The organism is Alteromonas sp. G4i35 (genome assembly GCF_054960375.1).
Map to the genome: position 1 here is coordinate 1 of NZ_JBHNZD010000007.1, position 13,597 is coordinate 13,597.

Consider the following 13,597-nt stretch of genomic DNA (forward strand, 5'->3'; position numbering starts at 1 on the left):
TAAAAGTCGGTTTCAGTATCTACTTCAACAAGAAGAGATGGTACCAGTGGGCGGACTTGAACCGCCACGCTATCGCTAGCAACGGATTTTGAATCCGTCATGTCTACCAATTCCATCACACTGGCATTGTGTATGGTTATCAACGTGGTGTTGATGCATGGCATTATAGCGATGCGGCGCGCCTATACAACAACTTTTTAAGCTTTTTGTGATTAAGTGCCGAAAGATTGTTCAAAAGCGTATTTTGCTTTATCTATTTCTTATTAATCAACAGAACGCACACTTTTACCAACGCTGAAGCGTCCAATTAATCGCTACTACCGCGATTACTGACGACGCAATTGGCATTATGGCTTTTGAATATAACCTTACGTTTCTAAGTAAGATGAGTAAGGGCAATAGCAGCGTAACTATGGCAAGTTGGCCCAGCTCTACCCCTATATTAAAAGCGAATACATTCATTACCAAGCTGCCCGACTGGGCGTTAAGGTCGCCAAACACGCTCGCAAATCCCATTCCATGGAGTAGGCCGAACCCAAAGGTAATAAATCCTAAACGCATGACGATAGGGTACACATTGTTAAGCGCAGTTATAGCCACTGATATAGCAATGCCTAGCTCAACAATACGGCTATCTAGCGTAATAAAATCCAGTGCTGTGGCAGTTAATGTAATCGAGTGCGCTAACGTAAACGTGCTTACTAATATCACCGTACTTTTTATAATGTGCCTTTTGCTTTCCTCTTTCACCCAGCTCTTATTTTCCCTGTAAAGATTAACGGTGAGCAACGTAGCAACCAAAAAAAGTATATGGTCTAGTCCAATGAAAATGTGCCAAATTCCCTGATAAACCATCTCCCCAAACTGCGAAATCCAGCTGTTTCCTGTAGCAGAAGCAGTGATAAAAGAGCGTTCATCGCTTAGTACATAAACACTTGTGTGGTCGTTTAACGTTACCGTTGTGAGTAGCTTGTGGGTGGGAAAATCGCTAATTATGCCAGTGTATTGTATCGATACTTCGTTTACATATACGCAGTTTACCGACAGCGGGTATACCAGTAATGACTCTGCAGATATATCTCGTATAGAAGGGGGAGCAATACTAACTGTACATCGCGTTTCGCTATCTCGAATCACTAGGTGGTTTTGGATATAGTCGTTTGCCATAGTGTGGTTTCTGTTGACTTCACCCCAGGTCAAATTACCGTCATTATTACTATCTAGCCCTGCTGCTTGTCCTATATCTTCAGGCTTTAGCAAAAGCTCGCCAGACAAAGTGTTATTTGAATCGTTTTTAAGCGTTAAGTAGCCGTTACTCAGTTCGTGTGAATGCGTGAAAACGCTGAAGGCGGCGAAGATGAAAAATGTGATAAATTTAATCATGACTCGTTTACTGAAGGGGTTGAGAACATTAGGCATTGGTCGATACTTCATTAGCCTGTCGAGCGCGCTCTAGGAGGTTTTTGTCATCCAATGACTGTGCGTATTGCCAGTTTATTTCGGCAAATTTAAGCGCCAGTGGGTAATCAGGTTCAATCTCTAAAAAGTAAGTGGCGACCTGTGCGGCGTGAGAACTGTCTTCTCGCCACACTCGAATTTCCATGTTCTTAGCAAGTTGAGTTTGCACTTCAGAGCGCACAATACCTTGCGCTCGTTCCGCAATTGCCCATTTAAGTAGTAAGCCATCGTCGGCTGTCAATATATCGGGTACGGAGTTGCTAAACCCAGAACTCACTGCCTTATAGTTATTCAACGCAAAATGTGCGTCGGCCCAAACTAACATGGCGCTTATAGGTAGCTTTTCGAATTCTGTTTGTGACAAATGCTCAAGCGCGGCTTCAGCGTTACCAAGTTGAAGCGACATGTCTGCAAGTACTTCATAAAACCACTGGCGCTCCGCAGGCCTCACTGTACTCGTGTAGGTCTCAAAAGCGCTAAGCTTTTTTAAAAATTTTACGTCTTTATTTTGTGAAAAATCAGCGTTAACCATACACGTGAAAGCGATTAAAAAACTTGTTTGCCCTACCAGCTTTTCACAGTTTTCTTTCGCCTTTTTAGCGTTACCTTGCTGAACGTTTATGTCTGCCAACAATAACTGTGCAGCTGGAGAGCGAAAGCGGGCTATTTTATTAAGGTGTTGCTTGGCTTGTTCGAACTTATGAATGCCTTGAAGTAGTCGAGCTTCTAAAACAACTAAACGCTCTTTTTGACCTGCGTTCAACGAATCGAATTTTTGTCGCATTATGTTCGTGAACCTAACAATACGCTCTCTCTCATCACCTTTTGCTTGAAGGTATCTACTTGAAGTTAAAATTTTTTCCGCTTCGTCGATACTTGCTATGGATAGCTGTTGAGGCTGCCAAGTTGCGATGACCGTATCATAATTGAGTTTTTCAGACTGAGCAGATACCGAACAGACTGTTAGGGCTGACAATACGCTCATTATAGGGAGTATGAGAGTACTGCTTCTCATCAACTTCATCAGAACTTCCTTTATAAAAGCCGTCCTTGGCTTTACGGTTGACACTGTGTACTGACCGTTCGTTATTGACCAATCAATAAATCATCGAACGTGGTGTCGTCAGCATCTTGGGTGAACTCGCGCCCGTTAATTGGCAGCGGTTCATCGGTCGGTGCTTGATTAAAGGCATCACGGGTATAGCTAGAGAACGATACCTGCTGTGCCTCAATCGTAACGCTAACGGTGGCCGTAACTTCTGGATTTACGCCGTCAGAAACGGTGAAGGTGAAGCTATCGCTACCCGTTACCTGAGCGTTAGGTGTGTACGTAAAGCTGCCATCAGCATTAACTTCTGCATTACCTAACGTACCGTTTTCACCAAGCCCGAAGGTGAGTGCATCACCATCGGCATCGGTTGCTGTCAACGTGCCATCAAACGCAATATCTGCTTGCGTCGTTAGCATTTCATCAACGGCTACGGGCGCTACATTTTCTTCTGGCGCTTGATAATCGTTATCGTCATCACTATCGAAACAACCAGTTAGCGCTAGCACCAATCCAGAAATGACCCACAACTTATGTTTCTGCAAAGGGGCTTGAGCCGACTTCATAGACGCGGGGGCATTTGGATTCTTGTTAAATAACCTAATCTTCATAGACATGATGGATCTCCTTATTCAGAGCCAGCAAGTGGTGTTTTTAGGTACGGAAATGATGAATCAATCATGCTTGCATCTACAGGTGCACCATCAGTGAAAGGCACATTACCCACGCTGGCGTCCTCTGGTGTACAAAGGCCAAGGTCTGTATCTTCACCTGCTACCGGGATGGGGTAGCACAAACGGCCCATGACTACGCGAAGGGCGATATCAACTACGTCATCACCAGGGCGGCGACCGTTAGGGAAACCCGCTAAGTCATCGCCTGCCACACCAAATGCTGACTGTGATTCGGCTGGTGTTGCTGGGATCCCAGTGTTTAGGCGCAGCATTTCTGATGCTGTAACCGTTGCTTGCTGGTTAACGCCTGGGAAACCTGTAAGAAACGCTGTTACTAAGTCCATACGCGGGAAGTTAGTCGGCGCAAGGGTCTCAATATCCGTACCCAGCGTAGTATTCACTGCATCTTTAAACAGAATGTTCAGTAGTTCTGGCAAAGAAGGGTGGGTTACATAATCAGCGAATTGACCGTCTGCACTTGGGTGAGAAGTAGAGAATTTGTCTTTATCGCCAATACCGATAACAAGCTCATTTACTAGCGGGCTACCTAAACGAGATACTTGAGTCATCGCACCACCATTAGTCTCAGGTTTCGCAAAAGTAGCATCTGGGTTTAGGATACGCGCTTGCGGCAAGCTTGCCGTGGTCCAGCTACCAATTACGCCATTACCTTCACCGGTAACACACGCCTTGGGTACTTCAATAGATAACGCTGTCACGTTTTTATCGGCTAAGTCATCATTCATGGCACTTTGCGTTATACCGCCAGGAAAACCTTCACCATCGCCTGCGCCCGGTGCGCTGTCGCCCTCAACAGGTACATAATTTACCAAGTCGAATGTTTTGCCTAAGTTAACCACGAAGGGGTCTTTACGCTGACCAACAAATACTTTGGCCATGTCATCGCACCCAGGGATGCTGAACGAATAAATAAAGCTTTCAGCATAGCGTGCGTATTCCGCTTCACTGGTAAACGTTTTATTACCAATGTAATCAAGCGGCTTTTTAAACATATCGCCCATGGCGGGAGTAAGAGTAGTGCGCGTGCCTGTCTGCATGTCGCCACTTACCATAGTAAGGCTGTACATTTCTGAGAAGTTTGCTGCGCTTGAATCGTCTGCGCTGATACCGCCTACATTCTTAAGCGGTACTTTCACCATTTTCTGTTCGCCTTCAGGGCCTATAGGCAAGGCGATACCTTCGTTATCGGCAGCAAGCATATTGTTAAACTTAAAAACAAAGCTTAAGTCTTCAACCGCGTCGCCATCACTATCAATATGAATGGCATAGTGCGCATTCGGGTCCATTGCAAAGTAGTTAGGACCACCATAAGCGTCTTGCAGTGGAATATAGTTTGCTATGAATGTCACATAATCTTCACGGCCTTGTTCATAGCTATTGAAAGCATAAAAGTCGGTGCTATCTAACGCTGGGTGGCGAGTGATATTCGGTGCTTCTCGGTGACTTGACGCTATTGCGCCAGCAGTTACGGCTGCACATGTCACGGCGACAGCCAGTGACAAAGTTTTGCGTTTGAATTGGATCATGTCGAGTCTCTCTGTTTTTTTATGAGTTCAAGAGACCAAACGACTGAGGTTTCACCTTAGATGCAAAAATATTTAAAAAATTAAAATAAAGTTTTTATAAAAAGTAAAAGGCCACGTTTCGTGGCCTTTTGGTGTGCTGCTTTGTGCGTAAAATTACACTGAAACAATTGGCGCTATATATAGCACTTCCGTTGGTGCGCCTGTTACCGAGCCGCCTGGTGCTTCTAAGCTCACTGCTAACGCCGCGATACTTTGATCTAGCAAGATATCTGGTGTCGCGCGCGTGTCGCCATTAACTTCAGGCATCAAGCCGAGAGAAATTGGCGCTTCGCCGTTTGCCGGCACCATCCAAAGCTCATAGTCTTTGTCTGCTAACGCCACAAATGCATCGGTGACCTTAACATTCATGGTTGTGTCAGAGACCTCTATCACCCACAATGGCGTGTTATCAGCATTATTGACGACGGCGATATGGGAAACCTCTGGGGTAGGCACAGGTTGCATCATGAAAAGCAATACGGCTAGCACCAATGCAGCAGCTGTGGATATGAACGATAAGTTCTTCCAGCGTTTCTGCTTTTCTTTTTCAAGATCAACTACATTGTCGCTACTGGGTGTACTATTAGTAGTCTGACCGACAAACTCTGTATCATTGGCCGCTTTGTGGCCAAGCTTCACTTGTATACTCTCCCACACGCTGTCAGGTGGTGTCACCGGAGGCAAGGTTTCAGCAAATCCAGTAAGGTATTGCTCCCATTGTGCGGTTGCATCGCTAACAGCCTGATACTGCATCATTAACTTTTGATAGCGCGTACGCGCTTTGCCGCGCAGCGTTCCAACTACATATTCAGCGGCGAGGGCGTTTAGTCGCTCTTCTTTTAAATAATTCATAGTGATAGGCACCTCTGCAAGCTTTGCAAACCTCGTCTTATCCAGCTTTTAATAGTTCCAAGTGGTGATGCCAAGTGAGTTACCACCTCTTGATGCGACATACCATTCACATAGGCTAAATGGATAGCCTGACGCTGCGGTCCATCAAGTTCATCTAGACAAGAGGCCAGTTTTGCTTGTTCTGCCTCTAACTTTATTGATTGCGTGGTTTCCATACCTGACGGTGCGTCATCATTTAATTCGACTTCATTTCTTACGTTGTGATAGCGGATTAAATCGAGCGCACGATAGCGAGCTATACTGACCATCCAGGTAAGTACCGTACCTTTGCCTCGTTGATAATTACCGGCGTTATGCCAAATTTTTATATAGGCGTCTTGTGTGGCTTCGTCAGCGAGCTCAGGGCGTTTCAAAAGCCTTAAAGCAACAGCGTAGAGCTGTGGACTTGTTATCTTATAAAGCTCTGCGAACGCTTTTTTGTCGCCGTCTGCGGTTTTACACAGCAGAGGAAACAGAATTTCGTGTTCCATTGTTGCTCCTATTTTTATCGTTGTAGTGCGGCCATTTGTTTATTGCTCTAACTATTTGGCGGCTACTTCTTAAAGTAGCATGTTTTATATACAACTGCCTGAATGGTTACCTAATCACTAGACAGACCCACAAACAGTAAAGCGTTTATGTATTAATACTTTATTGAAAAGGTAAGGCGAACATTTCTTGGCTCTACAGGGTGATAATGCAAATCCTCAATCCCTTCCTCTGGCTCTCCGGGCAGCCTAGATGCGTAAAAATAATCAATATCGTGATCGTCACTGTCTAGGGCATTGAGTACTTCTAACGTTACGTCCCAAGTTGGCTGGCGATAGGCAACTTGAGCATTCACTAAAAATGTTGACGGCGGTGAAATTTCATCGAAGCTTTCTACGGTGCGAGCACTTAAGTAGCGGCTTCGTAAGGTATAGCTGAACCCTAGTCGATTACTTCTTTGATAGTAGGTTAGCCCTGCACTCACCACACCTGGCACGGTGCCATCGATATGGCGACCTTCGCCTTCAACGCTGTCGCTAAATCGGGCTTTGGTCCACGCAGCTTCAATGTCTGTTGTTAGGTGATGGCTTATCCAGTAGTAGGCACTCACTTCAATGCCGTGTCTCTCGGAGGGGCGACTGGCTTCAGTAAAGCCTGCATCACCAACATATACCAACTCGCTATCAAGCTCTAGGCGCCACAAGGCAGCAGACAGGTTATAGGTTTTGTTATCGGTATAGTTAACGCCCGCTTCATAGCCAAGGCTCTTTGCTAACAAGGGAGCAGCTTCGGTGGCGTCACCACTTACCGGGTCTATATTAATGGTGGCTCCCCGTGCATCGTTGGAATGAAAGCCCTGCCCAACGTTGGCAAATGCGGTAAGTTGGTCTGATACACTGTACTTCAAGCCTGCTTTAAGGGTAAATAAACCGTCACTTTCGCTTCCTGAATTAGCACCAAGATTACTGGTAACGTCCACATCTAAGTAATCGTATCTGCCTCCTAATGAAAGGCTTAATGCGTCACTTAGCACAATGTTTGACTGGGCAAAAAGTGCATAGCTGTTACTGTCTATTTCGTCTTCTCGAATAGTGCCAAAGCGGGTTAAGTTTTGGGTGCGATACAAACCCACGTTTTCAATATCGTCGAAACGCCACTGGCCGCCTAAGGTAATACTGCTTCCATCCGTAAGCGCCAAGGGAAGGGTAGTGAATATTTCACCACCGTAAATTTTTCGGTCGTCGGCCTGTTCGAATTGATCGCCTCTCTCTGGGTTATCAAGGAAGTAAGTGAAATTAGAAAAAAGGCTAAGCGTTGTATCTATGGCATACAGTGCAGCATTCCATGTATCACTGGTATAGTTTGCGGAGAGACTATAGCGAGACGAATCGCCGCCAACTTGGGTGTCGATAGAGCCAAGACGGTCTATTAAGCCGCTTTCAATAGCGCGCTCAGGTACTTGGTCAGCACCGTTCCAGCTATTATCGTAGGCCATTCCTGTAATGGTGAGTTGGCCGTCTAACAAAGGCGTAATATAACGAATATGGGCGTTTTTCTTTTTTACATCTTCGTCAACGTCAGTCCACGGGCCGTCATAGGTTTGATATTCCAACGCTGTAACAACGCGGCTCTCTCCTGCTTCAAAGTGATTTAATGCAACAGCGCGCTTGAACCCATATTCTCCTAAGCCTAAGAACAACTGGTTTTGCTCAAGTGAATCTCTTAAATTGAAGAACGCCCCGCCAGCGCTAGAAAAATCGCCGATGTTGGCATAATAGGTGCCTTTGAAGTAGCTTAGATTGTCGATAAATTCGGGGATAATAAAGTTAAGGTCACTGTAGCCTTGGCCATGTCCGTGGCTTCGCATGTTCACAGGCATACCGTCTACACTCACCGTGAAATCCGTGCCATGGTCGAGGTTAAAACCGCGCAGGAAGTACTGGTTGGCTTTTCCCGAACCACTGTGTTGGGTCACCATCATGCCTGGGATGAATTCGAGTATTTCACCGGCGCGCAACATTGGGCGTTCAATCAAGGTGTCACCAGACACCCATCCCTGCGAAGCCGAGATAAACTCTCCGTCTTTTACAGATGAGTCACCACGTACTCGAATATGCTCAATATCACCTTCGGGGTCGTCTAACGCCATTGCAGCGCCCATACCAAGCGAAAATGAGCTAGCGAGAAGTGTTGTTACCAGAGTTTTTGCTGTCACCGTATTTACGTCCATTATCCGTTTGTAATAGCAATAACGATTAACAATGGTTAATGGATGCAAAAAGGTGGAAATCATTTTTCTTTGCTTATTGCGCTATTAAATGCCGTTAACTAAGGCTTATGTTGTTTAAGCGTTGTGGCGCTTGTGTCAAAATAAACGCTGTTGTTAATGAAGTGAAGAGAAGCCCGTGGCGAGACACGACAGAAAAGCCAAGAAGAAGTCCCCATCATCAAATCCTCTAAAAACGAAGGATGATAAAAACACGCCCAACTCAGAATCAGGCAGTTCATCACTTGAGCGAGCGGGGTTTGTGCGACGCTTGTTGGCAATGATTTACGATACGCTCGTGGCTACTGCCGTAGGGATGTGTGCGGCCATGGTCATGATCGTAACGCTGGTGGTAATGCTGAAAAATGGCGCCCTTGACCTACAAGGCTATGCTGAACCTGCCGATCTGATTCAGGCCTCTTTTGGTTATAAACTGCTTATTCAAACGTGGGTGGGCTTGTGGATAGCTGGTTTTTTCTTGTGGTTCTGGCGCAGGGGCGGGCAAACCCTAGGCATGCGTGCATGGCGTTTGCGAATATATAGTACGGTTGAAGAACCAATGACCTGGCCACGCTTGTTCATTCGCTTAATAGCATCGTTAGGTGGTTTAGGCACCTTACTTGTTTTGTTTGATCTTAAAAATAAACAGTCACTGCAAGATCGACTGGCAAAAACCGAAGTGCTGAAATTGACCAAAGAAGCGAACGACCACAAGAGCTGGTAAAGATGCCTTGTAAGGCGCTAAAAAATCACAAAAAAAGAGGCTGCAAGGCCTCTTTTTATTAGTTGTGACTGTTGAATTAGACGAATGTGATAGCTTGATCAACGCCTCAACATTACCCCTGCAATGGCCGCAAACAGTAAGCTAGGCAGTAAGGCGCCAAGGAATGGTGGCAGCTGATAGACTAAACTCACTGGGCCAAATACTTCATTAAGAATAAAGAAACCGAAGCCTGTCAGTACGCCCATAATCACGCGTGCGCCCATTGTAACGCTACGCAGCGGGCCAAAGATGAACGACAATGCCATTAACAGCATTACGCCTACCGAAATAGGTTGGAATACCTTGCGCCACAAGGCGAGTTGATAACGAGAAGGGTCTTGATCGTTATTTTCTAGGTAGTTCACGTAATCCAGCAGCCCAGTAATAGATAAAGCCTCTGGCTTAACTGCAACAATGCCTAATTTGTCCGGCGTCAGTGTTGAATTCCAACGCATGCGGTTATTTTCATCTACCGTAACATTCGTTTCAGTAAACTTGGTTACTTCAACGTCGCTTAGCCACCAACCGTCGCCGTCGAAGGCCCCATTTTTAGCGTGAGTAATGCTCTCTAGCGACAAGTCAGGGTTAAAGCTAAATATGCTCACATCTTTGAGAGAGTCTTGGCTTAACACCTGACCTATGCTTACGAATCGGTCGCCATCCTTTGCCCACACCAGCTTATCGGAAGAAAATAAACTACCGCCTGAAATGGCTTCAGTTCTTATCTGTTTTGCCTTGGTTTCACTGTACGGGGTTACCCACTCGCCAACGGCCATCACTAATAAGATCATTACAAGGGTCGACTTCATGGCTGAGTTTATGATGTTCCAGCGGCTCATACCTGCGGCCTGCATCACTACCAATTCGCTATTGCTAGCCAGTACGCCCATACCAATAAGGCCGCCTAGCAAGGTTGCCATAGGGAAGAACTGCTCTAAGTCGCGAGGCAAGCTTAGCAATACGTAGATAAAAGCGACCAGCATGTCATAGTCGCCTTCGCCAATTTTTCGCAGCTGTTCTACAAATTTAATAAGCGCGCTTAAGCCAATAAGTACACTAAGCGTAACGGTAATAGTGCCTAACAGCGTGCGGGCGATATATAAATCGAGGATCTTAAACATCTACTTTTTCCCCAATATCCAAGCGCGCAGCTCTGTGCCGGTTTTTCTGTCTCGCACAATCAACATGACACCAATGATCAGCATGATGGTGTGCACCCACCATAAGCCAAGCTGAGGTGGCATTTTGCCGTCTTCAAGCACTCGTCTACTTGCCAGTAGCAACAAGAAGTATCCCAAGTAAAGCAGGATGGCAGGGAACATTTTACCAAAGCGCCCCTGACGCGGGTCGACTGCGCTTAGCGGCACAGCAATTAGTACTAAAAACGGAATGGAAAGCGGTATGGCAATACGCCACTGAAGCTCGGCTCTGGCTTCAATACTGTCGTCTTCCCACAGTTCGTTAGTAGGCAGTACGCTTACCTTACGACGAGTTTCGTCGGCAGGTTTATCGGCAATCTGAATTTGGTATTCGTCAAATTCTACTTTGCGGAAAGCCTTTTCAGATTGCTTTCCTTCGTACTGTACCCCTTCTTTTAATACCAAGTTTCTAGTGCCGTCTGGGTTGTTAGCGACTTCGCCGGTTTGTGCATACACAACGCGCACGTCGCCTTCGCTATCATCCGTTTGATTTTGCGATAAAAACACACGTTGTAGCTTATCGTTGTTGTCTACATCGTGAACAAAAATAACCGCTTTTTCGTTACCGGTTTGCTGGAATCTACCTGGCATTAACGCCGAAATTCCCGCCTCATTTCTGGCTTTTTCTCGCAGCTGATATTCATTCTCTGCAGCCATTGGCGCGAAATAAAGGGTAATTGCGCCTGTGACTATCATAATAAGTACAGATAAGAACAGCATTACCCGCGTTACATACCATTCACTGATACCACAGGCTCGCATTACGGTCATTTCACTGTCTACATACAGCCTGCCATGTGCCAGCATAATGCCCAAATAGGCGCTGATAGGCAGCACTAATGAAGAGAGGATAGGGGCATATAAACCTAGGAAGCCAAGCACTAGCCCAGCGGGAATATCACCGTCCGAGGCGTCGCCCAAAACGCGCACAAATCGCAAGGTGACAAAAATTGCCATTAGGATAAAGAAAATCGCTAACTGAGATTTCAGCGTTTCCTTAAGTAAATAGCGGAATATCAGCATCTCAGCCCTTCCGGAAAATTAGGAATTTTAGTGAAAGAAAGCACAATTTTGTTTAAACTTACCGTTTTTACAAGTTTTGCCTGCAATCATAAACCGTTTGCATGGTGTTTTGACGCAAATTTAACCTATATTCAATAGGTCTTTAAGCGTGAATTGCAGCGAACTAAAAAGTTATGCTGCGTATTAAAACATAAAGCAGCGCGAAACGTTACGTGATTTTAGTCATCGTGCAAACCATAAACGACGAAAAGCGAGGTGATATCGTGGAGTTTAGTGTAAAAAGTGGCAGTCCTGAAAAGCAACGCAGCGCATGTATTGTTGTGGGTGTCTTCGAGCCGCGCCGCCTAACGGCAGTGGCTGAACAACTAGACGAAATCAGTGAAGGTTATATCAGCAACTTGTTACGCCGTGGCGACCTTGAAGGTAAAGCCGGCCAAATGTTGTTGCTACACAACGTGCCAAATGTACTAAGCGAGCGCGTGCTTCTAGTCGGTTGTGGTAAAGAGCGTGAGCTTGATGAGCGTCAGTACAAAAACATTATTGCCAAAACCATTCAAACATTGAATGAAACAGGCTCAATGGAAGCGGTATGTTTCCTTACCGAACTTCACGTTAAAGGTCGCGATACCTACTGGAAAGTACGTCAGGCAGTAGAAGCAACTGAAGACACGCTTTACACCTTTATGCAGCTTAAAACCAAGAAAGGCGAACCACGTCGCCCACTGCGTAAAATTGTATTTAACGTACCTACACGCCGTGAACTTACGGTGGGTGAGCGTGCAGTTGAGCACGGTTTAGCGGTTGCTCGCGGTGCGAAAGTGACCAAAGACGTGGCTAACATGCCGCCAAACATCTGTAACCCAGCGTACCTGTGGCAGCAGGCGCAGGAGCTTGCCAGCCAGTATGACAGCGTCACTGCTGAAGTCGTTGATGAAACCCAAATGGCTGAGCTTGGTATGCAAGCTTATTTGGCTGTAGGTCGTGGTTCAGACAACGAAAGCATGATGAGTATTATGCATCACCGTGGTGGCCCAGCTGATCAAGCCCCAATTGTACTTGTAGGTAAAGGCCTTACGTTCGATTCAGGCGGCATTTCAATTAAGCCAGGCGAAGCCATGGATGAAATGAAGTACGACATGGGTGGTGCTGCAGGCGTACTGGGTACTATGCACACTATCGCGGCGCTGAATCTGCCCATTAACGTTATTGGTGTATTGGCAGGCTGTGAAAACATGCCAGATGGCAAAGCGTACCGTCCGGGTGACATACTAACGACCATGTCAGGTCAAACCGTTGAAGTACTAAACACTGATGCCGAAGGCCGTTTGGTATTGTGCGACGCACTAACCTATGTAGAGCGCTTCGACCCAGAGCTAGTCATTGACGTAGCCACGCTAACTGGCGCAGCGATTATCGCGCTTGGTCACCATGCAACAGCGGTAATGAGCACGCATAATCCGCTTGCTCACGAACTACTTAATGCGTCAGAGCAAAGCTCAGATCGCGCATGGCGTCTACCGCTATGGGACGATTACCAAGAGCAGCTTGAAAGCCCGTTTGCCGACATGACGAATCTTGGTGGTCGCCCAGCAGGGTCAATTACTGCGGGTTGTTTCTTGTCGCGCTTCACTAAGAAGTACAACTGGGCTCACCTTGATATTGCCGGTACGGCATGGCGCAGTGGTAAGAACAAAGGCGCAACAGGCCGTCCAGTGCCTATGCTGTCTCAGTTCCTAATGAACCGCGCTGATATCAAGTTAGAGGACTAATCATTCATGCCACAAGTGATATTTTATCAACTTACCAGCAGTGACAATGGTGTGGCAGGCCGCGCCAGCGAAGTTATTGCATCAGCGTTTGCCAATAAGCAAAAGATTAGCGTGCTGTGCGATACACAGGCGCAGGCTGAAGACGTTGATGAATTGTTGTGGCAGCTGCCGGCTGACCGTTTTGTGCCTCATAACCTTTATGGTGAAGGGCTGCAATCAGGAACGCCGGTGGAAATTTGTTGGCGGCCAGAGCAGGTAGCCAGACGACAAATGGTGGTTAATGTGGGGTCCGGTATGGTGCCTTCACCCAACCAGCATCGTCAAATCATCGATTTTGTACCCGTGGACGAGAACGCCAAACAGGCCGCGCGGGTAAGATACAAAAACTATCAGCAAGCTGGATGCAACATGCAGTTCAAATTTGCATAAGT

Annotated in this window: 12 protein-coding genes and 1 tRNA gene; 3 read left to right on the top strand and 10 right to left on the bottom strand. The window is 46.3% G+C overall.

Translation table 11 applies throughout. From position 1 onward, the window contains the following. Positions 1 to 38: 38 nt before the first annotated feature. From ACFI6L_RS05390 to ACFI6L_RS05425, 8 genes are all read right to left on the bottom strand, one after another. A tRNA-Leu gene (locus ACFI6L_RS05390) sits at positions 39 to 125 on the bottom strand. A 160-nt stretch (positions 126 to 285) separates the two neighbouring features. Next, complete coding sequence (locus tag ACFI6L_RS05395) at positions 286 to 1,419, bottom strand: HupE/UreJ family protein (protein WP_462573605.1); 1,134 nt, start codon at positions 1,417 to 1,419, stop codon at positions 286 to 288. Then, on the bottom strand, positions 1,412 to 2,482 hold the full coding sequence (locus tag ACFI6L_RS05400; RefSeq protein WP_305763698.1) for a hypothetical protein: 1,071 nt from the start codon (positions 2,480 to 2,482) through the stop codon (positions 1,412 to 1,414). The genes ACFI6L_RS05395 and ACFI6L_RS05400 overlap by 8 nt, the downstream gene beginning before the upstream one ends. Positions 2,483 to 2,544: 62 nt before the next feature. Then, complete coding sequence (locus tag ACFI6L_RS05405; protein WP_283622779.1) at positions 2,545 to 3,123, bottom strand: Ig-like domain-containing protein; 579 nt, start codon at positions 3,121 to 3,123, stop codon at positions 2,545 to 2,547. Positions 3,124 to 3,134: 11 nt separating this feature from the next. Then, positions 3,135 to 4,727 (bottom strand): DUF4331 domain-containing protein, encoded by a 1,593-nt coding sequence (locus tag ACFI6L_RS05410; protein ID WP_014980197.1) that lies wholly within the window; start codon positions 4,725 to 4,727, stop codon positions 3,135 to 3,137. Positions 4,728 to 4,880: 153 nt separating this feature from the next. After that, positions 4,881 to 5,618 carry an anti-sigma factor gene (locus ACFI6L_RS05415; RefSeq protein WP_462573563.1) on the bottom strand — a complete coding sequence of 246 codons (738 nt, stop codon included), beginning with the start codon at positions 5,616 to 5,618 and terminating at the stop codon, positions 4,881 to 4,883. Continuing rightward, positions 5,615 to 6,148, bottom strand: coding sequence for a sigma-70 family RNA polymerase sigma factor (locus tag ACFI6L_RS05420; RefSeq protein ID WP_338852220.1), 534 nt, complete (start codon positions 6,146 to 6,148; stop codon positions 5,615 to 5,617). The genes ACFI6L_RS05415 and ACFI6L_RS05420 overlap by 4 nt, the downstream gene beginning before the upstream one ends. 152 nt (positions 6,149 to 6,300) lie before the next feature. Next, on the bottom strand, positions 6,301 to 8,376 hold the full coding sequence (locus tag ACFI6L_RS05425; RefSeq protein ID WP_462573606.1) for a TonB-dependent receptor: 2,076 nt from the start codon (positions 8,374 to 8,376) through the stop codon (positions 6,301 to 6,303). A gap of 175 nt (positions 8,377 to 8,551) precedes the next feature. Between ACFI6L_RS05425 and ACFI6L_RS05430 the strand changes: the two genes are divergently transcribed. Next, positions 8,552 to 9,136: an RDD family protein gene (locus tag ACFI6L_RS05430; RefSeq protein WP_462573564.1), complete on the top strand. Its 585-nt coding sequence runs from the start codon at positions 8,552 to 8,554 to the stop codon at positions 9,134 to 9,136. 98 nt (positions 9,137 to 9,234) lie between these two features. On the opposite strand, the gene lptG is transcribed toward ACFI6L_RS05430, so the two are convergent. Both lptG and lptF read right to left on the bottom strand, forming a co-directional pair. After that, a complete protein-coding gene (lptG, locus tag ACFI6L_RS05435) occupies positions 9,235 to 10,296 on the bottom strand; it encodes an LPS export ABC transporter permease LptG (RefSeq protein ID WP_014977294.1) in 1,062 nt (353 codons plus the stop codon). Further along, on the bottom strand, positions 10,297 to 11,397 hold the full coding sequence (gene lptF / locus ACFI6L_RS05440) for an LPS export ABC transporter permease LptF (protein ID WP_049588260.1): 1,101 nt from the start codon (positions 11,395 to 11,397) through the stop codon (positions 10,297 to 10,299). Between the two features lie 263 nt (positions 11,398 to 11,660). Between lptF and pepA the strand changes: the two genes are divergently transcribed. Then, complete coding sequence (gene pepA / locus ACFI6L_RS05445; RefSeq protein ID WP_014950602.1) at positions 11,661 to 13,166, top strand: leucyl aminopeptidase; 1,506 nt, start codon at positions 11,661 to 11,663, stop codon at positions 13,164 to 13,166. Between the two features lie 6 nt (positions 13,167 to 13,172). Then, positions 13,173 to 13,595, top strand: coding sequence for a DNA polymerase III subunit chi (locus ACFI6L_RS05450; protein WP_462573565.1), 423 nt, complete (start codon positions 13,173 to 13,175; stop codon positions 13,593 to 13,595). The last annotated feature ends 2 nt before the right edge of the window (positions 13,596 to 13,597 follow it).